The 25622-nt window shown below is 41.8% G+C and carries 22 protein-coding genes; 12 read left to right on the top strand and 10 right to left on the bottom strand.

The genetic code is table 11. The features are described 5' to 3' along the window. Positions 1–88: 88 nt before the first annotated feature. Both ACOFKR_RS03470 and truA read right to left on the bottom strand, forming a co-directional pair. Entirely contained in the window at positions 89–1864 is a 1776-nt protein-coding gene (locus ACOFKR_RS03470; protein WP_419802643.1) for an ABC transporter ATP-binding protein, read from the bottom strand. Between the two features lie 83 nt (positions 1865–1947). Continuing rightward, a complete protein-coding gene (gene truA / locus ACOFKR_RS03465; protein WP_419802642.1) occupies positions 1948–2739 on the bottom strand; it encodes a tRNA pseudouridine(38-40) synthase TruA in 792 nt (263 codons plus the stop codon). Between the two features lie 93 nt (positions 2740–2832). Between truA and ACOFKR_RS03460 the strand changes: the two genes are divergently transcribed. Further along, complete coding sequence (locus ACOFKR_RS03460) at positions 2833–3303, top strand: DUF4293 domain-containing protein (protein WP_419802641.1); 471 nt, start codon at positions 2833–2835, stop codon at positions 3301–3303. 184 nt (positions 3304–3487) lie between these two features. Here the strand turns inward: ACOFKR_RS03460 and ACOFKR_RS03455 are convergent, their stop codons facing one another. From ACOFKR_RS03455 to ACOFKR_RS03445, 3 genes are all read right to left on the bottom strand, one after another. Further along, positions 3488–4300, bottom strand: a complete 813-nt coding sequence (locus tag ACOFKR_RS03455) for a molybdopterin-dependent oxidoreductase (RefSeq protein ID WP_419802640.1) — start codon at positions 4298–4300, stop codon at positions 3488–3490. Positions 4301–4309: 9 nt separating this feature from the next. Continuing rightward, the gene (locus ACOFKR_RS03450; protein ID WP_419802639.1) at positions 4310–5029 is read right to left on the bottom strand and encodes a cytochrome b/b6 domain-containing protein; all 720 of its coding nucleotides are present in this window, start codon (positions 5027–5029) and stop codon (positions 4310–4312) included. A gap of 115 nt (positions 5030–5144) precedes the next feature. Next, a complete protein-coding gene (locus ACOFKR_RS03445) occupies positions 5145–5969 on the bottom strand; it encodes a DUF1223 domain-containing protein (protein WP_419802638.1) in 825 nt (274 codons plus the stop codon). Positions 5970–6073: 104 nt separating this feature from the next. On the opposite strand from ACOFKR_RS03445, the gene ACOFKR_RS03440 reads away from it, so the two are divergent. The 6 genes from ACOFKR_RS03440 to ACOFKR_RS03415 all read left to right on the top strand — a co-directional run bounded on the left by ACOFKR_RS03440 (position 6074) and on the right by ACOFKR_RS03415 (position 12829). Next, positions 6074–6676, top strand: a complete 603-nt coding sequence (locus ACOFKR_RS03440; RefSeq protein WP_419802637.1) for a sigma-70 family RNA polymerase sigma factor — start codon at positions 6074–6076, stop codon at positions 6674–6676. 15 nt (positions 6677–6691) lie between these two features. Continuing rightward, a complete protein-coding gene (locus ACOFKR_RS03435; RefSeq protein WP_419802636.1) occupies positions 6692–6982 on the top strand; it encodes a hypothetical protein in 291 nt (96 codons plus the stop codon). Between the two features lie 379 nt (positions 6983–7361). Then, positions 7362–9179 carry a DEAD/DEAH box helicase gene (locus tag ACOFKR_RS03430; protein WP_419802635.1) on the top strand — a complete coding sequence of 606 codons (1818 nt, stop codon included), beginning with the start codon at positions 7362–7364 and terminating at the stop codon, positions 9177–9179. Between the two features lie 326 nt (positions 9180–9505). Continuing rightward, positions 9506–11728: an ATP-binding protein gene (locus ACOFKR_RS03425; RefSeq protein ID WP_419802634.1), complete on the top strand. Its 2223-nt coding sequence runs from the start codon at positions 9506–9508 to the stop codon at positions 11726–11728. 5 nt (positions 11729–11733) lie between these two features. Then, a complete protein-coding gene (locus ACOFKR_RS03420) occupies positions 11734–12153 on the top strand; it encodes a response regulator (RefSeq protein WP_419802633.1) in 420 nt (139 codons plus the stop codon). 70 nt (positions 12154–12223) lie between these two features. Continuing rightward, positions 12224–12829, top strand: coding sequence for a biliverdin-producing heme oxygenase (locus tag ACOFKR_RS03415; RefSeq protein WP_419802632.1), 606 nt, complete (start codon positions 12224–12226; stop codon positions 12827–12829). A gap of 1 nt (position 12830) precedes the next feature. Here ACOFKR_RS03415 and ACOFKR_RS03410 read toward each other — a convergent pair whose 3' ends face one another. The 3 genes from ACOFKR_RS03410 to ACOFKR_RS03400 all read right to left on the bottom strand — a co-directional run bounded on the left by ACOFKR_RS03410 (position 12831) and on the right by ACOFKR_RS03400 (position 14586). Then, the gene (locus ACOFKR_RS03410) at positions 12831–13151 is read right to left on the bottom strand and encodes a hypothetical protein (RefSeq protein WP_419802631.1); all 321 of its coding nucleotides are present in this window, start codon (positions 13149–13151) and stop codon (positions 12831–12833) included. A 104-nt stretch (positions 13152–13255) separates the two neighbouring features. Further along, entirely contained in the window at positions 13256–13552 is a 297-nt protein-coding gene (locus ACOFKR_RS03405; RefSeq protein ID WP_419802630.1) for a hypothetical protein, read from the bottom strand. A 26-nt stretch (positions 13553–13578) separates the two neighbouring features. After that, positions 13579–14586: an NAD(P)H-dependent glycerol-3-phosphate dehydrogenase gene (locus ACOFKR_RS03400; RefSeq protein ID WP_419803610.1), complete on the bottom strand. Its 1008-nt coding sequence runs from the start codon at positions 14584–14586 to the stop codon at positions 13579–13581. Positions 14587–14720: 134 nt separating this feature from the next. Between ACOFKR_RS03400 and ACOFKR_RS03395 the strand changes: the two genes are divergently transcribed. The 5 genes from ACOFKR_RS03395 to ACOFKR_RS03375 all read left to right on the top strand — a co-directional run bounded on the left by ACOFKR_RS03395 (position 14721) and on the right by ACOFKR_RS03375 (position 21822). Continuing rightward, positions 14721–15338: a polysaccharide deacetylase family protein gene (locus ACOFKR_RS03395; protein WP_419802629.1), complete on the top strand. Its 618-nt coding sequence runs from the start codon at positions 14721–14723 to the stop codon at positions 15336–15338. 105 nt (positions 15339–15443) lie between these two features. Further along, positions 15444–15674 carry an addiction module protein gene (locus ACOFKR_RS03390; protein WP_419802628.1) on the top strand — a complete coding sequence of 77 codons (231 nt, stop codon included), beginning with the start codon at positions 15444–15446 and terminating at the stop codon, positions 15672–15674. Further along, positions 15674–15970: a type II toxin-antitoxin system RelE/ParE family toxin gene (locus tag ACOFKR_RS03385; protein WP_419802627.1), complete on the top strand. Its 297-nt coding sequence runs from the start codon at positions 15674–15676 to the stop codon at positions 15968–15970. The genes ACOFKR_RS03390 and ACOFKR_RS03385 overlap by 1 nt, the downstream gene beginning before the upstream one ends. Positions 15971–16897: 927 nt before the next feature. Continuing rightward, on the top strand, positions 16898–19171 hold the full coding sequence (locus tag ACOFKR_RS03380) for an aconitate hydratase (RefSeq protein ID WP_419802626.1): 2274 nt from the start codon (positions 16898–16900) through the stop codon (positions 19169–19171). An 80-nt stretch (positions 19172–19251) separates the two neighbouring features. After that, positions 19252–21822, top strand: a complete 2571-nt coding sequence (locus tag ACOFKR_RS03375; RefSeq protein ID WP_419802625.1) for a PKD domain-containing protein — start codon at positions 19252–19254, stop codon at positions 21820–21822. A gap of 374 nt (positions 21823–22196) precedes the next feature. Here the strand turns inward: ACOFKR_RS03375 and ACOFKR_RS03370 are convergent, their stop codons facing one another. Both ACOFKR_RS03370 and odhB read right to left on the bottom strand, forming a co-directional pair. Next, complete coding sequence (locus ACOFKR_RS03370; protein WP_419802624.1) at positions 22197–23882, bottom strand: sodium/sugar symporter; 1686 nt, start codon at positions 23880–23882, stop codon at positions 22197–22199. Positions 23883–24054: 172 nt separating this feature from the next. Then, entirely contained in the window at positions 24055–25620 is a 1566-nt protein-coding gene (gene odhB / locus ACOFKR_RS03365) for a 2-oxoglutarate dehydrogenase complex dihydrolipoyllysine-residue succinyltransferase (RefSeq protein ID WP_419802623.1), read from the bottom strand. Positions 25621–25622: the final 2 nt, after the last annotated feature.

Here is a 25622-nt window from a genome sequence, read left to right as displayed (position 1 = left end):
GTTTAAATCTACGTGATACTTGTTTTTTTCAAAAATGATTAAGCAGATATCGGATTGACTTTGTTGATCCCGTAAACACAATTCCCTTTCAACCAACTTTTGCAATCCCGCTGGAGTTAAACTGCAGATCATACAGGCGTTTGTAAAAGCCGTTTAGTTTGAGCAACTCCTGGTGGTTGCCCATTTCTTTGATCTCGCCATGGTCCAAAACAATGATTTTATCCGCATTTTGAATGGTTGATAAACGGTGCGCAATCACGATGGAAGTCCGGCCTTTCATCAGCTTGAAAATGGCTTCCTGGATCAATTCCTCCGTTTCCGTATCGATGGAAGCGGTGGCTTCATCCAAAACCAAAATCTTCGGATCGTAAACCAAAGCGCGGATGAAAGAGATCAACTGCGCCTGCCCGGCCGAAAGTGTTGAGCCGCGTTCCATCACTTCATAATCGTAACCGCCGGGCAAACGCATAATAAAATCGTGTGCGCCTACTTCTTTTGCGGCATAAATTATTTTTTCCCTGCTGATCGAAGGATTGTTCAGGCTGATATTATTGGCAATGGTATCCGAAAACAGAAAAACATCCTGGATAACGGTTGCGATTTGCGAGCGCAGAAAACCCAATTCGTACTCCTGAATGTTTACGCCATCAACCCTGACCGTGCCTTTGCTGATCTCATAAAACCGGTTTAAAATATTGATTGTGGAGGATTTTCCCGCACCGGTTGCGCCAACCAACGCCAGCGTTTCGCCGGGTTTGATGTGGAACGATACATCTTTTAGCACATAATTTTCGTCATTATAAGCAAACCAGATGTTATCAAAATCGATACTTCCCTGAATCGTTTTCGGAGCCAGTTTCCCGTTGTTTACCGTTTTTTCATCCGTATCCAAAACCTTGAAAATACGATCCGCCCCGACCATGCCCATTTGCAGCGTGTTGAATTTATCGGCCAGTTCGCGTATCGGCCTGAAAACCATGTTGATATAGAGGATAAAAGCCGTAATTGTTCCTGGGGAAACATGCAGCGGATCGGCCAAAATCCGCTTTGATCCGTACCAAACCAGCAAACCCAGCGACATCGCCGAAATTATCTCTACCACCGGATAAAAAATAGAATAATACCAGTTGGATTGAATATTGGCATCGCGGTATTTGCGGTTTACGGCCACAAATTTCCGCATTTCCTGATCTTCCCGCGCAAAATAATGGATTACGCTCATGCCCGAAATATGTTCCTGCAAAAACGTGTTCAAATGCGAAACCTGCGTGCGCACTTCCTGGAAAGATGATTTGATCGCTTCTTTAAACCAGTACGTGGCGAGCATCAATAAAGGCATCGGAATCAAAGTGATCAGCGTTAACCGCCAATCCGTATAAAGCATAATGCCGATCAAAGCGATGAGTTGCAGCATATCGCCGATGATCGAGATCAACCCTTCCGAAAAAATATCGGCAATCGTTTCCAGATCAGAAACCGAACGCGTGATCAGCACGCCAATCGGCGTATGGTCAAAATATTTTAAGCGCAACTGCGTGATGTGGTTAAAAACATCTGTGCGCAATTTTAAAATAACCGATTGGCCCAGCGCATTGGTTAAATAGGTTTGAAAATATTGTACGCCCGATTGAAAAACCAGCAAACCAAACATCAGCAGCGACATGTACAGCAAACCGTTAAAGTTGGAAGTCAGGATGTATTTATCAACCGTTACCTGGATTAAATACGGCCGGATTGGTGAAAGTGCAGCCATTAACACCGTTAAAAACGCTGCCCACAAAAACTGCCGACGGTACGGCCGCACGTATTGCAGCACCCTGCCTAACAATTTGGTATCAAAAGCTTTTCCGGTTACTGCAGCCATTTGTAAGTTGTAAGTTGTAAGTTGTAAGTTGTAAGTTGTAAGTTGTAAGTTGTAAGTTTGAATTGCTACTTTGATATGTTGTTTTAGGTTGATAAAATATAAGGATATTTTACTTCCGTCAAATACAAACCGCAGGCCGGAACGGAAACACCAGCCAGGCTTCTGTTTTTACTTTCGATGATTTTGCGTACCGCTTCCGGTTCGATTTCTTTTTTCCCAACGGAAATCAGCGTGCCAACAATAGCGCGGACCATGTTCCGCAAAAAACGGTCTGCAGAAATATGGAAAACTAAACTGCCATCCACGTTTTGCAACCAGAATGCTTCTTTTATGGCACAAAAATTTGTCTTTACCTGCGTATTGCTTTTACTAAAACAACTGAAATCGGTGTATTCTTTGATGATGTTTGCGGCCTGGCCCATCAAATCCAAGTCCGGAAAATCGCGCAATTGCCAGCTGTAATTTTGCTTAAAAGGGTCTTTATCAAAATGGATGTGATACTCATAAGCGCGCAACGTGGCATCAAAACGCGCGTGCGCATTTGCCGCAACCGGAAATACTGTTTTTACCGCAATATTTTTGGGCAGGATGGCGTTTAGAGAAGCTCTTAGCCGATGGTTCATGGTTAATGCATCGTTCGCTTCCCGCACCTCAAACCCCGCACCTTCCACATCAAAATGTACAAACAACTGCCTGGCATGTACGCCGGTATCCGTCCTTCCGCAGCCAATCGTTTCAACTGGCTGGCGCAGCAAAACTGCCAAAGCTTTATTGAAAACTTCCTGCACACTCAGCGCATTCTGCTGGATTTGCCAGCCATGATAGCGCGTTCCGTCAAAAGCCAGTTCTGCAAAATACCGTTGTTTTCCCTCCACTTTTGCAAAGGTAAGAAAACCTGAAAATCGATCTCTGCAGAAATTATTTTAAAAGTATTTTATCTTTGCAATGCTTCTTTTAGCACCTAAAAAATGATACAACGCATACAAAGCATTTATTTGCTGGCCGCCAGTTTGGTTTTGTTCTCCCTGTTTTTGCTTCCGGTGATCAATAACCTGATTTTGAACGGACATCCGGACAGCCTGATGGTAAACGGTGTTTACGAAGTGATCAACGGCGTGCGCACCAAAACGGCCTCATTTGTCTGGCTAAGTGTGGCTACGGTTGTGGCCGCCATGCTTCCTTTAGCCGGTATTTTTATGTATAAAAACCGCAAACAGCAATCAGCTTACCTTTATATTGTGATGGTTTTGATTATTGGTTACAGCTTTTTGCTGGCCGAAACCATTAAAGGTTTTATTGGCGAAGACCTAACTTTGCGCCCGGAAAATTATGGTTTGGGGATGATTTTATCTTCCCTTTCAATTGTGCTGGTTGTCTTTGCGATAAAAGCAATCAGCCGGGATGAGAAACTGGTAAAGTCGGCGGATAGGTTGCGGTAGTTGCTATTGTTATGCTGCCGATAATTCGTTTTTTGCTTTATAAAAGAAGCACCGGTAATACAATTAAACTAATATGCACTTTTTTGAGGATGAAAGCTGTTTAAACTTTTCTCTGCCTTTTTTTAGGTTGATGCTTCTTTTATCACCTAAAAATACTGGTCTTGTTTCTTTGATTGATTAAATTTTACAGACCAGAGTAATAATCATAACCCTGCTCGGCCCAATAATCTTTCGGCCGGTTATTGCTAAAGTTAATTGTTCCAATCCTTTTCAGGTTTTTGATGCCATATTTTACCGGAATGATCAAACGCAACGGCGCGCCATGTTCCAATGCAATCGGCTGCCCGTTCATTTCGTAAGCCAGTAAAGTTTGCGGATGCAGAGCACTTTCGTTTTCCAGCCCAATATAATATTCGCCGTTTGGCGTTTCCATACCAATGTAGGGCATTTTGGCCTGCTCGTTCAATTTAAAATGTTCTATAAAATCCGCAAATTTCAAACCGCCCCAATGCTGGATCTGATCCCAGCCTTCCACACATTTAAAATCGAAAACAATTTCGGTTTTAGGCAAAGCTTTGATTTCTGCCATCGTAACTTTCAACACGTCGTTTTTACTTTTTACGACAGACAATTTCCAGTTTTCAGGGTTAAAACCTTCATCATCAATGCCGATGTCGCTGTTTACACGCACCTTTTTTGCGGCCATCGATTTTGGATAGGTTTTGACCTCGTGGTTATTACTGTAAAATTTCCGGAAAAAAAGTTCCGTTTTGTTCAAAGCGCGGCGCAACGGTTTGCGCGCACCAGCCGTAATACCTGCTGTTTCTTCGGGCGAATGGTACAACCATTTCCATCCGCCAAAAGCCGCTCCGCCCAACACAAAAAAAGTAGAAAACGAGATGAAATTCCGCCGTTTGATTTTTTGTTCAACTGCTGATTTTTTTTGGGCTTCTTTATCCTGATCGGCAGTGTTTTCTATATGATGATGGTTTTCCATTACAAGTGTTTATAAATGATCAACGTCAGGTTTCAGGTTATCGTTTACCGGATTTCCTTCCGTTTGAGTGGCAAATTTTTCATTAATTACTTCAAAACCAGAAACCACCGATCTGAAATTGTTCCATCCCGCCAAAACAACTTGCACAACGTGGATTATAAAAAACAAAACATAGCCAATTGTTAAAGCAAAATGCAATATCCGGGCAAAATGATAACCGCCGCAAATCCAGGTTAACCAGTAAAATTGCACAGGTTTATAAATGGCCAATCCCGTGATAACGGAACCAAAACCCATCACAATAATTGCCGAATAAGCAATGCGTTGCGCGGCGTTGTATTTGTTTTGCGGCGGCGCAGTTCTGCGGATATGCAGATCGTGCAACACGATAAGCCAGGCTTCTTTAAAAGAGTTTTTTTGCGGAATCAACTCCCGCCAGGCACCGGAAAAAATGGTATAAAAGAAGTACAAAATTCCGTTCAGCGTAAAAAACCACATAAACAAAAAGTGAAATGCCATGCCTTCTGCCAGCCTTGACGGAATGTGGAAAAACTTGTAAAACGAATCCGGGAAGAAATGAAAAAAAGTATGCCCAAACAAAGTAAACGTGTATGTATCGCTGGCCCAATAAATCAGCATTCCGCTCCAGATCATGATCGTCAGGATCGGGAAGTTGACCCAATGCGTCCAGCGCATCAGCAGGGAATGTTTTTCTTTGATGGTTTTCATAGTTTGCTAAACAATTTTTTCGGCTGTTGATCTTATACGTTGAATTCTAACGATACTGTTTTTAGCACAACAAAATTAGTGTGCTAAAAACAGCATCGTTAAAATACCTGCTTTATTATTTGGAATTATTGTGGTTTTTTGCCTGAACCATTGCGGCCGAAGTGTTTAAACCTGTTTTTGCAGCGGCCAAAATTTGCCCGTTGTTACTGTTTTGCAAGAAAGAAATCACTTCCAAATCCTGGTTGTTCAAGGCTGAAGGAATTGCAATTTGTGCCGTTCCGCTATCTTTTCCGCCCAAAGCTACGGTTTGCAAGTTGCGCACAATTTGTACGTGGCCTAAAGTCCGGCCGCCGTTTTCGCCTCCTTTTACATTTGTTGTTGCTGATTTTTGGATCAGGGCCAATAAAAGTGACGTGTTGTTGGTTGCCCCTTCAATGTTGTAATGCAGGTTAACCTTGTCCGCATCAAATTTTACATCACTTAAAGTCAAACCCGCTGACGAAGCTTTTTGCAAACCGCTTTTGATGGCATTTCTCAGCGTTCCTTCTTCCGAGCCGATAAATTCTTTCCTTCCGTTTACCACAATTTGCGGTGTATAAACAGATTGCAGGTTCATCCATTGTGCGTACTGACTTTGCCTTTTGGAGTAAGCCGCGCTGCTGAAAACGTCTTTCCAGCCCAAACGGTTCCAGTAATCTACATGGAAAGCAAGGATATAAACCGGCAGATTATTGTTTTCTTTCTGGATCTTTTCCACCAGCTCATCGGCCGGCGGGCAACTGGAGCAGCCTTCGGAAGTAAACAGTTCAACCACGGCAAAACCCTTTGCGGCAATGCTGTTTTTATCGGTGTTTTTTGGGTGATTAGCAGCAATAACCCAGGAAATTAATCCGGCAGCAGCCATGCACCCTGCCAGGATGAAAATTTTTATAGCTTTCATTTTTTTTATATTTGCTTTGTCGGCATCAGGACCGAAACCTTACAATAAATTTAGAAAAAAACCTGTAAGGATAAAGAAGTAAACAACGACTAAAACGATAATAAATGCCAGCCGATAAGACATTGACCGTAAAACCGGAGCAGGTTTTTACACTTAAACCAGCGCAATGGGTTTTTTTATACGCAGATTATTTGTTTGGTTTTGCGATGATGCGTTTAGATGACGATGAACAGGCGAAAGATTTGGTGCAGGAAACGTTTTTGGCCGCGTTGGAAAAGGCTGATCAATTTAAAGGAAAAAGTTCTGAAAAAACCTGGCTAACGGCTATTTTGAAAAATAAGGTAATTGATGTTTACCGGAAAAATGCTTCGGGCTTTAACAAAAAAACAGGTGTAAAAGAAGCACAGGACGAACAGCAGGATTTTTTTAATCCGGATGACGGACATTGGAAAGAAGCGCATCAGCCAAAAGAATTTGGCACAGAAAACCAGGACCTATTGTTAAATAAAGAGTTTAATCAGGTTTTAGAAAAATGTATGCAAAAGCTTCCGGCACTTTGGCTGGCCGTTTTTACAATGAAACACTTGGACGAGGAAGCAACGGATTTTGTTTGCCGGGAATTGAAAATCTCTGCCGCCAACTTTTGGGTGGTCATCCATCGCACCAAACTTAACTTACGCGCTTGCCTGCAAAAAAACTGGCTATAAAAAGCATTTACAACTATGGAAGAGCTAAATAAAGACGAGATCAGGAAAATAGCCTACAATTGCAGGCAGGCCACTTTTTTGATCGAAAAAAAGCAGATTGCCCAGTTAACCGTTCGGGAGAAACTGGAATTGAAAATCCATTTAACCGGCTGCTCGGTTTGCCGGATATTTCAGCAGCAAAGCATCCTGCTCAATCAAATGATCAAAGGGTTGTCCGGTTCTCCTCAAAACCAAAAAATGAAGTTAGGCGAACCGTTTAAAAGGAAAATGCAGGAACGCATTGAAGAACGCCTGAACAAAAATTAAAACTTTTGATAAGCCTGATGAATGGAGTACAACTAAGCGGTGAATGCTGATGCTTCTTTTACAGGCTAAAATTTGGTGTGTATCGGTTTGGCTTCCATTTTTTACAGAAAAAAGTAAAATAATTTTTGTTCAGTTTGATAAAAATTACTGCGAAAGGACTTCTATTGCCGATATTGCAAGTACCTTATAATCAGCTTGAAAATAAAAATTACTGTTTTATCAGCCAGAAAAAAGTATGGTAAAAACAGCATAGGTTTAAGCTAAAGTCTTTTTACTTTCATCACTTCAAAATCATAATAAAACCTATGCTTAAAATGATGGAAATTTAACGTATCTTCGCGGCAGATTTAGCAATGTAGCTAAGTTCGTTATTTACATCATGAACCCATTTATTGAACTGGGAATCCGTCATGATATTGTTAATGCCATCTCTGATTTAGGGTTTGAAACCCCTACGCCAATCCAGGAACAATCTATCCCGGTTTTGTTAACAGGCAGCAACGATTTTGTCGGATTAGCCCAAACAGGGACCGGAAAAACCGCCGCCTTTGGACTGCCGTTATTAGAACTGATTGATTTTGATCAGAACAAGCCTCAAGCCTTAATTCTTTGTCCAACACGCGAACTGTGTTTGCAAATTACAAGTGACATTAAAAGTTACGCCAAAAACATGAACAACGTTAAAGTTGTGGCTGTTTACGGTGGTTCCAGCATTATGGATCAGCTGCGCGAAATCAAACGCGGCGTACAGATTGTTGTTGCCACGCCCGGACGTATGCTGGACATTATTGGCCGTAAAGCCATTGATTTTTCAGACATCCAGTACGTTGTTTTGGACGAAGCTGACGAAATGCTGAACATGGGCTTCCAGGAAGACATTAACGAAATCCTGTCTACCACCCCTGAAGAGAAAAAAACCTGGCTGTTTTCGGCCACGATGCCGGCAGAAGTGCGCCGCATCGCTAAAAACTACATGACCGATCCTTTTGAGCTCACGATGGGCACAAAAAACACCGGAAATGTAAACATTGAGCACGAATATTACATCGTAAAAGCGCGCGATAAATATGCCGCTTTTAAACGCATTGTTGATTTTAACCCCGAGATTTTTGGTATTGTTTTTTGCCGAACTAAAATTGAAACCCAAGAAATTGCCGAATCTTTGATCAAAGACGGTTACAATGCCGATTCTTTGCATGGCGATCTGTCTCAGCAACAACGTGATAAGGTGATGAAACGTTACCGCGACAGAAGTTTACAATTATTGATTGCTACCGATGTTGCCGCACGTGGTATCGATGTGAGCGATGTTACGCACGTAATCAATTATTCTTTGCCGGATGAGATCGAAAATTATACCCACCGAAGCGGCCGTACTGGCCGTGCCGGAAAAACCGGTATTTCCATCGCCATTATTAACGGGAAAGAAATTGGTAAAATACGCCAGATCGAACGCGTTTTGGGCAAAAAATTTACAAAAGCAGAAATTCCGACCGGTTTTGATGTTTGCGAAAAACAATTGTTCGGTTTGGTGCATAAAGTGCACAACGTGGAAGTGAATGATTCTCAAATCGATCAATACATTCCGCGTATTATGGCTGAATTTGAAGAGTTGAGCAAAGAAGATATTATCAAACGTTTTGCTTCTTTAGAGTTTAACCGCTTTTTGAATTATTACAAAAACGCACCAGATTTGAATGCTTCGGCTGATGAATCCCGTTTGCGTGATGGCGGCGAACGTGCGCCACGCAGCGGAAACGGTGTAAGTGCCGATTATACACGCTTGTTTATCAACTTAGGTTCGGTAGATAATTTTACCCGCGGGGATTTGCTGGGTTACATTTGCAACACCAGCAAAATTAATGGTCGCGGCGTTGGCAAAATCGATGTAAAAGGTGTTTATTCCTTTTTTGAAGTGCCGAATGCCGATACACAACAAGTGATTGATGCGTTTAAAGAGGCAAACTTTCAGGGCCGTGAAGTCCGGATAGAACTTTCTGGGGCTGCCGAAGGTGGCGAAAGCCGTTCCCCAAGATCTGGCGGCGGTTATCCACGAAGAGAAGGCGGAAGCGGTGGCAGAGAGCGTCGTGATGGCGGCCGCGAACGCAGCTACAGCGGCGGCGGAAGCAGCACCGGTTTTCGTGATTTTTCTGGTAAAAGCCGGGAAGACCGCGGCGAGCGTCGCAGAAGGTTTTAAACAGCAATACTGTTTTTAGCACATAAATTTTAGTTTTAGTTTAGTTTGAAAAGAGCTTTCGGGAATGTCCGGAGGCTCTTTTTATTTGTTGTGAGTTTTAATCTATACAAAGGCTGCCTCAATAAAAACCTCTTGCAAAAAATAGAATACTTTTTTTGAAATTAGCTTGTCAATACAATACTTTTACTAAAATCACCATTTTTATACCGGTAAAAACAGCATCAGGATAAAACCTGACCCAAGTGCTTAGTTAAACTTAAAACTAAATTTAAGTTCAACTAAGCAAAACTTATACGTTATTTGATCTTTAAATTTTCAGGCAAAATATGGACCCATTTCAGGTTGATCTAACAAATTGCGACAGAGAGCCCATCCATATCCCAGGCAAAATACAAGCCCATGGTTTTTTGGTTGCCGTAGCCCGGGATACGTTTATTATTAATTATATCAGTACAAATGCTGTAGATTTTGTTGGAAAAGAAGCCAAACATTTTTTAGGCAAACCGATTGCTGATCTGGAAACCCACTTCAAAACCGATACAAATTACAACGAACTAAGCAGCCTGCTGAACCTTTTAAAATCTGGTAAACCTTCAGATTCTCTTAATCCACACCAGATCAGCATCAACCAAAACACCTATAATTTAATTTTTTCTGCTTCAGGTACAGAACTGATCCTGGAGTTTGAACCGATGAGTTCTGATCTGAACCTTGATGTGCAGAAAACGATTGGAAAATCGGTTTCGGGGATTTTATCGGGCAGAAATTTAAGTTCGTTACTTGATAATGCGGCCGCGGAAATCAAAAAAATCATTGATTATGATCGGGTGATGATTTATAAGTTTAACGAAGATGGCCATGGCAGAGTAGTTTCCGAAGTTAAAAATGATGATCTGGAACCTTTTTTAGATTTGTATTACCCGGCAACTGATATTCCAAAACAAGCGCGCGAGCTGTATAAAATTAATTTAACACGGCTTATTGCAGATGTAAACAGCCATAATTCGCCTATTGTCACTTTTCAGGATCAAAATACAGCCTTGGATTTAAGCCATTCTGCTCTGCGGGCGGTCTCTCCTGTTCATGTTCAGTACTTAAAAAATATGGGTGTGGCATCCAGCTTCAGCATTTCACTGATGGCAAAAGGAGAGCTTTGGGGTTTGGTGGCTTGTCATAATTATCTGCCCCGGTTTATCAATTACAAAGCACGTGATGCGGCAAAACTAATCGGGCAAATTTTGTCATCGGCCTTAGAATACCGGCAGGAAGAAGAAGATACCGAACTGATGTGCACGCTGGATGCGGCCGCTGCCGAAGTTTCTAAACAAATTAAAGCTGAAGATAATATTGTTACCGCTTTGACTGCACATCCGGTTACTTTTAAAAACCTGACTGCCGCTACCGGTGCCGTACTGGTTTTTAACAGCGAAATTACCCGAATTGGCATTACACCGGAGGATGAGCAGATCAAAGAAATCATAATGTGGTTAAAAACCCATGTATCAGACGCGGTTTACCATACCAACCGTTTGCCCGAGCTGTTTTTACCGGCAAAAAAATACAGCAGTATAGCCAGCGGCATTTTGGCTTGTGTACTTTCTAAAGAACTGAACGAATGGCTGATTTGGTTTAAGCCCGAGCAAATCAAATCTATTACCTGGGCCGGGAACCCGGAAAAGCCTGTTGAACAGAATGAAGTTGGTTTGATGCAGCTATCGCCCAGAAAATCTTTTGAAGCCTGGACGGAAATTGTAAAAAACACTTCCCAAAAATGGAGTATAAAAGAAGTATCGGTGGTAATGAAAATGCGGGAGGAAATTATAGATTTTAACAATCGGAAAGCCAACGAAATCAGATTGTTAAATGACCGTTTGCAAGTGGCTTATGATGAGTTGGACACTTTTACCTACACCATTTCGCATGATTTGCGCACGCCGCTTTCTGCCATAAAAAGTTATTCGGAACTACTGCTTGCCAGCAACAAAAGCCTGGATGACGGTGCCAAAAAAATATTGGGCCGTGTGGTGGCCGGTGCCGATAAGATGAATTTTTTGATCAAAGAAATCCTGCAGTATTCGCGCGTGGGAAAGGCAGAATTTGAACCGGTAAAAATCAACATGACCGAACTTTTGGATGATATTAAACAAGAGGTTATTGCCGCCCTAAAACCAAAAAATTTAGAACTTACTTTTGGGGAATTACCCGATATTTTAGGCGACAAAACGATGATTGGCCAGGTTTTTACCAACATGCTGAACAATGCTGTTAAATATTCTGCAAAATCCGATCCTTCAAAAATTAAAGTAGAAGGCAGGATTGAGCATAATGAAGTTGTTTATTCGGTAACTGATAATGGTGTTGGCATCGACATTAATTTTTATAACCGCGTTTTTGAACTGTTTAAACGCATGGACAATGTGCAGGATGTGGAAGGATCGGGCGTTGGCCTGGCCATTGTGAAGCGGATTGCAGAAAAACACCAGGCCAGGATTTGGTTTGAAAGCGAGCTGAACATTGGCACAGTTTTTTACATTGCTTTTAAAAATTAACGATTGTGATTTCACCGGATATTTTTTATGTAGAGGACGATGCGGATTTTGCGTTTATCATGCAACACGCCGCACAGGAAGTTGACAACAACGTATCGGTACAAATAATGGAGAACGGAAAAGATGCGCTGATCAGGCTTAACCAGCTTTGCCAGTACCGGGCTAAACCTAAATTGATTTTGCTTGATCTGAACTTGCCTGGCTTATCCGGTTTGGATTTGGTAAAAAATATCCGCGAAATACCCAGCCTGAAATATGTGCCGGTGGTATTTTTTACTACTTCAGATAATCCAAAAGACATAAAAGCATCGCTGGAATTTGGTGCAAATGCTTATTTAACCAAACCTTCCGGTTATATCAACTTGGTTTCATGCCTCAAATCGGTTTACAGTTTTTGGTTTACACAACATCACAGCCTAAATTAATCCTTATAAAAACAGCATTCGGTTTATTATGGGTTTAGTTTAAAAACTAATTTCGTCCTATTTAACATTCATGTTACAGGAAATTTTAAAACAGGCCACCAAACTTCAGCACGACCAATTAGAGCAGTTAATGTTTGTTGACAAGATCATGAACGGAAGTTTGTCGTTTTCAGAATATAAACAAATTTTGCTGACCAACTATTTGGTACATGCTGATTTGGAAAAACAACTTCATACGGGCATCGATTCAGCTTTACAACAAAAACTTCAGGTTGACAAACGTGCAAAATTGGCCGCTTTAAAACAAGATTTGCTTGAACTGGATATTGTCCTATCTGAAAAAAACCTGCCTAAAAACAGTATTCCAATCCTTCAAAATAATGCAGCAATTTTAGGTGCCATGTATGTTTTGGAAGGGGCAACTTTAGGCGGAAACGTGATTGTGAAAAAGCTTAAAACTAATCTAAACCTGCAAAACCGGCAGTTAAACTTTCATTATTATCAGGTTTATGGCGAAGATCTGGTTGCCAGATGGAAACAATTTTGCCAGGTTTTAAACACCGAAATTGATACTGACGATCACGAAACCTGCATCCAAAGTGCTTTAAATGTATTTGCGTGTTTTGCTGTTGCAATGCAGCAAATCCCTAAATCAAAAAGCTTTGCACAAGCTTAAATCAACGTAAAAAATTTATTGAAGTAGAATCCGGATAAATTAATGTCATGCTTTTACCGGTTAGGTTTTTGACTACAAATTTAGTGTAAGGTTCGCTTCCTTCATATGATGTAAAAAGTGTATCGCCTTTTGTAAAATAGCTTTCGGCAAGCGGTTCGCCTTCATCCAAAATAAATGCGTTAGCAGTAACTTCCAGTTTGGTTTTCTGATCGGCAGAATGCCATTTGCCCAACAAATTTTTGTTTACTGCGGATGATTTGCAAGCTGCCAAAACAACAACACCAACAGCCGTTATGGCCAAAATTAAGTAGGTTTTCTTCATAGTTTTGATTTTACAATGCTTCTTTTACCGGTAAAAAAATCTTTAAACATAAAAAATGCCCGGAAATTTTTTGTCCGGGCATTTTAAGATAAAAAACAATATAATTATTTAGAAGGGGCGTCTTTCAGTTTCATTTTTGAAACATAAACTTTTTTGCCTCTTGCGTTTACATAAAAATATTTTGAATGTTTGTTGATATAAATTGTTTGTCCGTTCGGGCCAACTTTACCTTTATATTCTTTATCCCCAACAGCAGATACACCTTTAACGGCTAATTCTGCGGTTTTATTTCCAACTTTATTAACAGTACGGCCTACAGCACCTTTTGATGAAGTTTGCGCAAATGAATTAACGGAAAACAGTACAGCGGCTGATAATAATAAGACTTTGATCTTTTTCATGACTTTATTTTAAGTGATTGTTAAACTTAACTCAATAGTTCGGCCAAAAGTTTCATTTCCGTAACAGGATTGCTTTTCTGATACAAAACAGCATACACCGCGTTACTGATCGGCATGGCAACATTGTACTTTTTATTTACCTCGTGTAGGCAATTTGCGGCATAATAGCCTTCTGCAATCATGTTCATTTCCAATTGTGCCGAACTGACGGTATAACCTTTGCCAATCATGTTGCCAAAAGTGCGGTTGCGGCTAAACTGCGAATAACCGGTCACCAGCAGATCGCCCAAATAAGCAGATTCATTAATATCGCGATTGATGGGATGGACGGCATCTACAAAACGTTTGATTTCCCGTATCGCATTGGAAATCAGCACTGCCTGAAAATTATCACCATAACCAACGCCATGGCAAATCCCGCTGGCAATGGCATAAATATTTTTGAGCACGGCCGCATATTCTGTTCCGTAAATATCATCTGAAATATTTGTTTTGATGTAGCGCGTGTTAAAATAACAGGCCAAATCCGCAGCCAGGTTTTTGTCCTGCGAAGCTAAAGTTAAGTACGAAAGTTTTTCCAGCGCAACTTCTTCTGCATGGCACGGACCGCTCAAAACCAGAAAACGGTCCAGCGGAAAATGATAATGCTGATGGATAAAATCGCCCACAATCTGGTTTTCGTCCGGTACGATGCCTTTAATGGCCGAGATGACTTTTTTACCGGTAAAAGAAGCATCGGTTAGCCCGGTCAAGGCTTCTTTTAAAAACGCGGCGGGCACGTTCAAAATAATTACTTCTGCCTGTTCAATAATTTCCCGGATTTGGGTGGAGATGTTTTCCGGTTTCACACAAATTGCAACCGAACTCAGGTATTTCGGGTTGTGCCGGAACTTGCGGATATGCTGTATCATTTCCTCGCTGCGCATCCACCAGAAAACCTCTTTCGGGGCCGTGTTGTCAGTCAGCATTTTTACGATGGCCGTAGCCCAGCTTCCACCGCCAATTACCGCGATTTTCAAATTATTTTTCTCCATCAAAGCCAGGTTTCCGGTTTCTTTATAGTATTGCAAATAAAAGAAATTTACTCAAATTCGGTTTGTGATAAACGGCGTTATGGCAATGCTTCTTTTACCAACCTTTTTTGGGGATTATAATTTACGGAATTTTTATGAAGATACCTTATCTGGTAAAAACGCCAACGTTGTTAAAGTGGTTTTATCAGGGATTAACCTGGCACAAAAACCGCTCAGAAAAAGTAATTTATTTAACTTTTGATGATGGCCCGATCCCGGAAGTTACGCCTTTTGTACTGCAAACGCTGAAAAAATTTAATGCAAAAGCAACATTTTTTTGCATTGGGGAAAATGTGCAAAAGCATCCCGAAGTTTTTAGGTCGATAAAAACAGCAGGGCACACGGTTGGCAACCACACTTTTAATCATTTAAAAGGTTGGGGAACAGACGATGAAAAATATCTGCAAAATACAGAACAATGCAACCAATTGGTTCAGTCAAAACTGTTTCGTCCGCCTTATGGCCGCGCAAAAAAATCACAATTATTAGTTTTGAAAAAGAGTTATGAGATAATTATGTGGGATGTTTTAAGCGGCGATTTTGACTTGGATATTTCGCACCAAAAATGTTACCAAAATATAGTGGATAAAAGCAGCAACGGTTCTATTATTGTTTTTCACGATAGTTTAAAAGCATGGCCACGGCTGGAGTTTGCGCTGCCAAAAGCGTTGGAATACTGGCAAGACAAAGGATATGTTTTTAAAAGTTTGTGATGGTTTTTGCTGTGCGATTGTTGGGCAGCAACAATGGCGGATTTTGTAAAATTTTGTCGATAAAAGAAGTATCGGTGGTTGCTCTTAAATGATATATTTGTAATCATGAACCTTCAATATATCTCTGACAACACCGGAAAGACTACCGGTGTATTCATTCCTATCTCCGAATGGAACGAACTCAAAAGCAAGTACGAAGGTATTGAACAAGAGCAGATAGAAATACCTGCCTGGCAAATGGGCGAAGTGAGAAAACGCCTTCAAGATTACAAAAACGAACCTGGACAGGCACTGGATTTTGATACTGCCATGGATGATATTGAAAAAAGCCTTTAATGTACAGAGCGGTTATATTGCCCCTGGCCAAACAGGATATCAAAAACGCCGCTGAATGGTACGAAGAAAAGCAGACCGGTCTTGGCAAACGCTTTATACAGGAGGTGCGCAGCAAGGTGTCTTATATCAGAAGTAAGCCGAAGGCAACTGTTGTACTTTATGATGACACCCGTTGCGCCGTTCTGGAGGTGTTCCCGTTCATGGTTCACTTTACCGTGGATGATAGTTTAAAACTGGTGGTCGTCTCTGCCGTATTTCATACTTCGCTTAGCACTGATAGGTGGGCGAAAAGGTAACAGGCTTTTGTTAAATTTACCGGTAAAAGAAGCATTGCTATTTATAAATATGGGATTAAAAATCCTAAGCTCAAGGGTCGGAGTTACAAACCAGCGACCAGTAGAGGAGACTATATTGCTACTATGCATAGCGAAAATTTTTTAACAGAAATCATTAATTTAAATAGCTAAGGATTTTTACCCTGTTAATAAGGGAAATTATTCCGATTAGTGCAGAAGAAAAAACGATATATAACATAACTGCTGGACTTATAAATGATGAGTCCCAATACAGAAATATTACGGAAACAACTATATTAACTAATACATATGAAAGCAAAATATAATTCATCTTAAATAGTCTTTCCGGCTTCAAAAAGGCAATTAGAACTAAAAAAAAGATTAATAGGCCCGGTAACGTTATTATAATCCTCAAAAAAAAATAATATAAAAATACAGAATCAAAATATCCACTCATGCTTGTTGCAACTGTTTTGAGTATAATAGATCGTAATAATGTGTATAACATAAGTAATGTTGGCTCTATGATACTTTGGACAAAACAGAGTATTGTAATTAAACATAATAATCTAAAATTTCCCATGGATTTTTTCTCTAATTTGGTTTATTAATGCTTTACCTAATGCTTCTCTGTCTACTGGTGAATTTGTAATTCCGTCCTTCGAGCTATGGGTTTTGGTCATAGTGCATACTTCTTTTACCACATAGTTTTTAGTAAACTCTTTTAATCCGGGTTTCTAATTCCGCTTAACTCTGTCTCATTACGTGTAAGTAGCAAATGTTGTTTAAGTTAATATGAAACTACAATTTTCCCCCCATCGCACCAATCAAATTTCCAAAACCGATACTTCGTTTACCTGTTAATTTTGTAGATTCGCCTCAAACTGTGAGGGTTTTAATTATTAATCACCTAATAAAATCAATAAAATGGCTTTTGATTTAAATATGATCCAACAGGTTTACAACCGCTTTGGCAGCCGTATCGAAGCTGCACGCAAAGCTGTTGGCAAGCCACTTACGTTGACCGAAAAAATACTTTATGCCCACCTTTCTGCCGGAGATGCTTCTCAGGAATTGCAACGCGGCGTAGATTATGTTGATTTTGCACCAGATCGCGTGGCCATGCAGGATGCTACGGCGCAAATGGCACTTTTACAGTTCATGCAGGCCGGCCGCCCGCAAGTTGCCGTACCTTCTACCGTACATTGCGATCATTTGATCCAGGCAAAAATCGGTGCCGATGAAGATTTAGACACTGCAAAAAGTCAAAATAAAGAAGTTTACGATTTCCTTTCTTCCGTTTCCAATAAATATGGCATCGGTTTTTGGAAACCCGGCGCGGGCATTATCCATCAGGTGGTTTTGGAAAACTATGCTTTCCCCGGTGGGATGATGATCGGCACAGATTCGCATACGCCAAATGCGGGCGGTTTGGGCATGATCGCGATTGGTGTTGGCGGTGCCGATGCCTGCGACGTGATGGCCGGTTTGCCCTGGGAGCTAAAATTCCCAAAACTGATCGGTGTAAAACTGACCGGAAGATTATCCGGTTGGGCTTCTGCAAAAGATGTCATTTTAAAAGTTGCCGGAATCCTGACCGTTAACGGAGGAACCGGCGCAATTGTAGAATATTTTGGTGAAGGTGCACGTTCTTTATCTGCAACCGGAAAAGGAACCATTTGCAACATGGGTGCAGAAATCGGTGCAACAACTTCTATTTTTGGTTATGATGAAAAATCCGAAGCTTATTTGCAAGGGACAGAACGCGCTGCCATTGCAGAACTGGCCAACGCCATCAAACAACATTTAACCGGCGATGAAGAAGTTTATGCCAATCCGGAAGCTTATTTTGATCAGGTAATCGAAATCAACCTTTCTGAACTGGAGCCTTATGTAAACGGACCTTTCACCCCGGATTTGGCCTGGCCAATTTCTAAATTTGCTGATGCCGTACGCGAAAACCAATGGCCTTCCGTATTAGAAGTTGGTTTGATCGGTTCCTGTACCAATTCCTCTTACGAAGATATTACCCGCGCTGCTTCTATAGCTACACAAGCCATTAGCAAAGGCTTAAAAACCAAAGCAGAATTTACGGTTACGCCCGGTTCTGAGCTGGTTAGATATACTGTTGACCGTGATGGTTATTTAAAAACCTTTGAAAATATCGGCGGTGTAGTTTTGGCCAATGCCTGTGGGCCGTGTATTGGCCAGTGGGCGCGCCATACCAACGACCCGACACGTAAAAATTCGATCATTACTTCTTTTAACAGAAATTTTGCCAAGCGTCAGGACGGTAACCCAAATACACATGCTTTTGTAGCTTCTCCGGAAATTGTTACGGCTTTTGCCATCGCTGGTGATTTGACTTTCAACCCTTTAACAGATACGCTGACTAACGAGAGCGGCCAGCAAGTAAAATTAGACGAGCCGCAAGGTATCGAAATGCCGATTAAAGGTTTTGCGGTGGAAGATGCTGGTTATCTTGCCCCTGCAATTGATGGCAGCACGGTTGAAGTGAAGGTAAGCCCGACTTCAGATCGTTTGCAATTGCTTGATCCGTTTAAAGCTTGGGAAGGCACGGATATTTTGGGCTTGAAATTGCTGATTAAAGCGAAAGGAAAATGTACAACCGATCATATTTCGATGGCTGGCCCATGGTTAAAATACCGCGGACATTTGGATAATATTTCCAATAATATGCTGATTGGTGCCATCAATTATTTCAACCTAAAAGCTGATACGGTCAAAAACGAACTGACCGGCGAATACGGCCCGGTTCCGGCAACGCAGCGTGCTTACAAAGCAGCCGGTATTGGCAGTATTGTGGTTGGTGATGAAAATTATGGCGAAGGATCTTCCCGCGAACATGCGGCGATGGAACCGCGGCATCTTGGTGTCCGTGCAATTTTGGTGAAATCTTTTGCGCGCATCCATGAAACCAACCTGAAAAAACAAGGTATGCTGGCCTTAACTTTTGCAGATAAAGAAGATTACAACAAAATCCAGGAAGATGATACTTTCGATATTGTTGGCTTAAACCATTTTGCGCCGGGCAGCCAGTTGACCATTGTGCTGCACCATATTGATGGCACGCAGGAAATTTTTGCGGTAAACCATACTTACAATGCACAGCAGATTGAATGGTTTAAAGCAGGCGGCGCACTGAATATTATCCGCAGGCAACAAAAAAATGTGGCATAAAAACAGCATTGCTGTTCGGAATAAAAAGCCCTCGAAATTTCGGGGGCTTTTTCTATTTTAGGGAATTCAACCCAAAACTTTTGAAGCGCAAACTGATACTTCTTTTATCGATGTTTTTTTGGTTTGCGGCTGCAAAAGCACAAGTTCCGGCAAATGATGATTGTTTCGGTGCGATAACCTTAAATACAGTCAGTAATTTTTGTTCTGATAACGCAGCCTACACCAATGTAAATGCCACGGCAGGCGGTTTGGCAGCTTCGCAAGCGTGGTCATCTGCCGGTAAGGATGTTTGGTTTAAATTTATTGCCACAGCCTTTGATGTTAATATTTCTGTCACCGGAAACGCAAATGGCGGCGGCACCCTAAACAACCCTTTGATTGCTTTATACACAACAGTTGATTGTTCCAGTTTTTCGGAAATGATTGGGGCTAATACCAGCACTTCAACTTTAGGAACTCTATATAAAGGCGGACTTACCATCGGTCAAACTTATTATATCCGGATAAGCGGGGCCGGCAATAGTACCGGTACATTCAAATTATGCATCAATAATTATTATCCTATTTTAAAAGCCGGTCAGGATTTTGTTACAGCTTCTATTATTTGTGATACGACCGCTTTTACGCAAACCAATGTAACCGGTGCGGGAAGTAATAGCCGCGAGTCTGCCGGAACTTGTCTGGATGTTAATTCAGGAAGCGGGCCAATTGAAGCCAACTCTGCCTGGTATAAGTGGACTGCTGCAAACAATGGTACACTCACTTTTACCATCACCCCAACTATTTCTGATAATGATATTGATTGGGTTTTGTATGATCTGGGCACAAGTGGGGCGGCTAGTAATGTAAATGCCGCAAATGCTATCCGATGTGCATCCGGCAGCGGCACAAATTGCACACCGTTTTACAATAAAACAGGGTTAAACCTAACTTCTACTGATCTAACAGAAACGCCTGGTTGTGTGGCCGGGCAAGATGGCTTTGTAAAATATGTGGATATGATCCAAGGCCACGTTTATGCGTTGCTGATCAACAATTTCACGTCGGGTTCTAACGGATTTACTATTTCTTTTAATGCAAGTGGTGCTACAACCGGCACATTTTTAGGCCCTACGGCATTACTTGGCGTGCAGGTAAATAACGCATGTACTGCAACACCAAACTTTACTTTTACAAATAAATCTACCAATTATACTTCCCTTAAATGGATTTTTGGTGAGGGTGCAAGTATTGATTCTACCACAGGCCCTGGCCCTTATACTGTTACTTATAAAACTCCCGGCACAAAAACAGCAGTTTTATTAGCTTATAATGTACAAGGTTGTTTGTCTGTTGATTATAAAACTTTTGTTGTTCCGTTGAAACCGACTACACCATTACTTTTATCGGCTAAAAACAGTTATTGTTTAGGAGATAACCTGATTTTACGATCAAATGCAACCAGCACCAGAACTACTTATAGCTGGAACGGGCCAAACGGTTTTACTTCTACAGATTCTGTCTTAACGATACCAATCACAAACTATAACCAATCAGGCGTTTATAAATTAATTATCAATCAAAATGGTTGCATCAGTGATACAGCTTTCATCACGGTGCCTGCCATAGGTAAAACACCGGTTTTAGATTTTACGGTTACGGCAAACAATCTTTGTTCTCCGCAGCAAAGCTTCACCATCACCAATAATTCTAAAGATTATACGGTACTTGCCTGGGATTTTGGCAGCGGTGCCAGCCTGAGCAGCGCAACTACCAATGGCCCGTTTACAGTTACCTATACTTCTTTTGGCGATAAAAATATCACTTTGACCGCTATCGGAGATCAGGGCTGTACGGCCATTATAACCCAAAAAATCACGGTTCCGCAGAAACCGGTTTTAACGCAGCTCAAAAAAGTAAACGGCCCGTATTGTATTGGCGATACGATTGTGATGAGCACACCTGCACAAGCCGGCACTATTTATAGCTGGACTGGCCCCAATAATTTCACTTCCGGCCAGCCAGCCATCCGCATACCAATTACCAGTACGGCTGTTGCTGGCACTTATTCGTTAGTGATTACGCAGGGTTTATGCTCCAGCGATCCGCTTTCTACTACAATCAATGCGTCGGACATTATCGCGGTTCCGGTTGCTGCTTTTGATGCTTCGCCCATAATTCCGGGTACGGGCGCGGTGCCGCTTTCGGCTTCTTTTGCCAATCATTCTACCAATGCCGATAGTTATTTATGGGATTTTGGCGATGGCGCAACTTCAACCCAAACCAACCCGCAGCATTTGTACACTAAAAAAGGAAGTTTTACGGTGAAGCTGACGGCCACAAACAAAGGTGCCTGCAGCAATACAATTTCGTTGGGGAAATTGGTTTTGCGGTATGATGTCGTTATTTTCATCCCGAACACTTTTACGCCAAACAATGATGGGATCAACGATGATTTTGGGGTGAAAATTACCAATCTGAGCAATTACAGCATCCGGATTTTTAACCGCTACGGCCAGCAACTGTACGAAGCCAAAGATATTTTAAAACGCTGGGACGGTTTTTATAACGGCCAGCCGGTGCCGGTTGGTACTTATTATTACGTGATTGCCGGTACAACTTTAAATGATGATGCTTTGAAAGAAGCTGGTTATGTAACGGTTTTAAGGTGATTTTTTAGGTGATAAAAGAAGCATTGTATTAAACTACAAAGTACAACGGTTGTGTAGCTCCGCGTGAGGGATTGCAGTGGAAAGCCCGCAGCGCAGCGAGGACTTGGAACGTAAAGCCCGACCCGAAGGGGCACGCCCAAAAAGTTTGGAAAGTTTGTAGTTTTAAGAAGAGCGGAAAGCGAGAAAAAACTTGGTATATAGCTGTTGTACAAGCATTTGATCCCATACCTTTAAACTTAACATAGATGACTAAATATGCCGCGCTCCGGTTTTCCGCTCTTTCCCCAATTTTATACCGATAAAAACAGCATCAACAAAAAAGCCTTTTGAATTGAATCAAAAAGCTTTTCAATTTTATACCGATAAAAGAAGCATTACCAGAAAACAGAATAAATAGCAACCAATATCCCGCAGATAATCAAACTTCCGGCGGTGAAAGCCGGTGTAACGCGGAACATTTTGGTATCTACTTCCAGTGCGTTTGGCCGTTCGCCTTTGCTGTTTTCGATGATGCTGATGATGTACATGCCGATGATGCAGATAATGAACACGAAACCCATGCGATCTAAAAACGGAATTTCGTAAACGCCGGTCCCGTTATCTTTAGAAAACCCGGTTGAGGCCAGGAAATGTAAATCTGCAAAATTTGGCAAAAACTTAAAGAAAACGGAAAGCGCAAAACCACCGATCGTGGCAAATAAAGCTGCGTTGGACGTTGTTTTTTTCCAGAAAAAACCCAGTAAAAACATGGCAAATATACCCGGGGAAACAAAACCGGTGTATTCCTGGATGTATTGGAAACCTTGTTTGCCTTCGCCCATTAAACTGTTCCCAATCAGCAATGATAAAACCACGCCCAAAACCATGGATATCACAACCGCAATTTTCCCGGTCAAAACTAAATTGGTTTCGCTGGCATCTTCTTTAATTACTTTTTTGTAAATATCCAGGGTAAAAATAGTGGCAATACTATTTGCTTTTCCTGCTAATGAAGCCACAATTGCGGCTGTTAAAGCTGCAAAGGCCAAACCTTTCATCCCAACCGGCAATAAATTAAGAATGGCCGGATAAGCTTTGTTTACATCAGTGGCACCTGTGGAAGTCAGCATTTCGGTATGGAACATGCCTTTTTGATACAAAACATAAGCTGCAATACCCGGGATCACTACGATAACCGGCATCAGGATTTTCAAAAATGCCGCAAACAGCAGGCCGCCCCGGGCTGTTTTTAGATCGGCACCTAAAGCACGTTGTGTGATGTATTGATTACAGCCCCAATAGTTTAAGTTGGTGATCCATAAGCCGCCCAACAAAACAGTTAAGCCCGGCAAATCCATATAGTTAGGGTTATCCCTTTTAAAAATCATGTGGAAGTGATCGCTGGCTTCACTTTTTAATAAGGTAAGACCGTTCCAAAGCCCGGTGGTCCCTGATTTTTCGCTCACTAAATTTAAGGCGATATAAGAAGCAACCAAACCACCCAGGATCAGGAAGAAAACCTGGATCACATCAGTATAACCGATTACTTTCATCCCTCCTAAAGCAATTACAATGGAAAAAACCGCCAGCAAAGCGATACAAAGCTCTACACTGAAACCGGAGATGCCACTAATGGCCAGAGCACCCAGGTACAGAATAGACATCAGATTAACCACAATATACAACAACAGCCAGAAGATGGCCATAATCATGGCCACTGTACCGTTATACCGCTGATGCAAAAACTGCGGCATGGTAAAGATTTTGTTTTTAAGATAAACCGGAATGAAGAATACGGCCACAATAATCAGCGTCAATGCGGCCATAAATTCATAAGAAGAAATAGCCAAACCCATTTTAAAACCTGAACCGCTCATGCCAATAAACTGCTCTGCAGAAATATTGGAGGCAATTAATGAGGAACCGATTGCCCACCACGTAAGCGACCCTTCGGCCAGAAAATAATCTTTGGATGATGCAATAGCTGTTTTTTTGCGTTGATAAACCCACCAGCCGTATAAGGCCACAATCAAAAAATAAATCAGGAATACAGCGTAATCCGGGGTTTGAAGTCTATTCATTTTTAACTCAGGTTTAGGGTGTCAAATTAACAATTAAATGTAATTTATTTAGATGGATTGTAGTGATTTTTTAAAAAACACAAATCAATTTTTTATGATGGCAATGATGCTTCTTTTATGACATAAAAAAAGGCCTGCATATAGGCAGACCTTTAAAATATCAATGCTTCTTTTATACCCCTAAAAGTAAGCGTGCCGGATCTTCCAGCAATTGCTTTACCCGAACCAAAAAACTAACGGATTCGCGCCCGTCAACAATCCGGTGATCGTAAGACAAAGCAAGGTACATCATCGGGCGGATAACCACTTGTCCGTTAACCGCAACCGGCCGCTCAATAATATTGTGCATCCCTAAAATGGCTGATTGCGGTGAATTGATAATCGGTGTGGACAACATCGAACCAAAAACGCCGCCATTGGTAATGGTGAAAGTTCCGCCAGTCATCTCGTCAATAGTCAGTTTATTTTCCCTGGCTTTTCCGGCCAGGGCAACAATGGCTTTTTCTATTTCGGCCAAACTCATGGCATCAGCGTTGCGGATGATCGGCACAACCAAGCCTTTTGGTGCGGAAACAGCAATAGAAATATCGGCAAAATCACTGTAAACCACTTCTTCGCCTTCAATGCGCGCACCAACGGCAGGCCAGTCTTTCAAGGCTTCGGTAACGGCTTTGGTAAAAAACGACATAAAGCCTAAACCAACCTGATACTTTTCTTTAAATTTATCTTTGTATTTGGTGCGCAATTCCATAATCGGCTGCATATCTACTTCGTTGAAAGTAGTGAGCATAGCTGTTTCGTTTTTTACAGAAACCAAACGTTTTGCCACAGTTTTGCGCAGGGACGACATTTTTTCACGCCGTTCATTCCGGCTTCCGGCAACAGCAGGCTGCGGTGCAGGTTTTGCAGGAGTTGCAGGTTTGCTTTCTGTTTTGGCCGCTGGTTTTGGTGCTTCGGCATTCAAAGCATCTTCTTTGGTGATCCTTCCGCCAACGCCATTTCCGCTGATGCTGCTTCCGTCCACACCTTTTTCAGCCAGGATTTTTGCGGCAGCCGGAGAAGGGACTCCGGAAGCGTAAGTTTTTGGCTGATCGTTTCCGGCAGAAATCCCCGCTTTTTCCGATACTTCTTTTATCGGTGTTTTTTCTGTCTGGGCAGCACCTGCATCGGCAGCGATTTTACCAACTAAGGCACCGATAATCACTACATCACCTTCTTGAGCAATAATGGATAACCTGCCGGCACTTTCAGCATTCAATTCAAAAGTGGCTTTGTCAGATTCCAGTTCGGCAAGCGGCTCGTCCATTTCCACCTGATCGCCGTCTTTTTTCATCCATTTAGTCAGTGTAACTTCCTGGATGGATTCGCCCACAGCCGGTATCCTGATTTCAAGTTCCTGTGCAGCAGGTGCTGTAGCAACTTTTGGCGCATCGCCCGAAACCGGTTCTATCGTAGATGATACTTCTTTTACCGGTGTTTTTTCCGGTTCTGCAGATGCGGCCCCGCTGGTTTCAATACTGCAAACTACAGCACCAATTGCTAAAACATCACCTTCGTTGGCAGCAGTTTTAAGCGTTCCGGCGGCTTCGGCAGTTAGTTCGAACGTGGCTTTGTCTGATTCCAGCTCGGCAATAACATCGTCCATTTCTACATGGTCACCATCGTTTTTTACCCAGTTTGATAAGGTTACTTCAGAAATGGATTCGCCAACCGGCGGAACTTTGATCTCTAAACTCATAT

Origin of the sequence: Mucilaginibacter sp. (assembly GCF_965201005.1) — a bacterium.
Classification (GTDB): domain Bacteria; phylum Bacteroidota; class Bacteroidia; order Sphingobacteriales; family Sphingobacteriaceae; genus Mucilaginibacter_A.
This window is presented reverse-complemented; position numbering and strand designations above follow the sequence as displayed.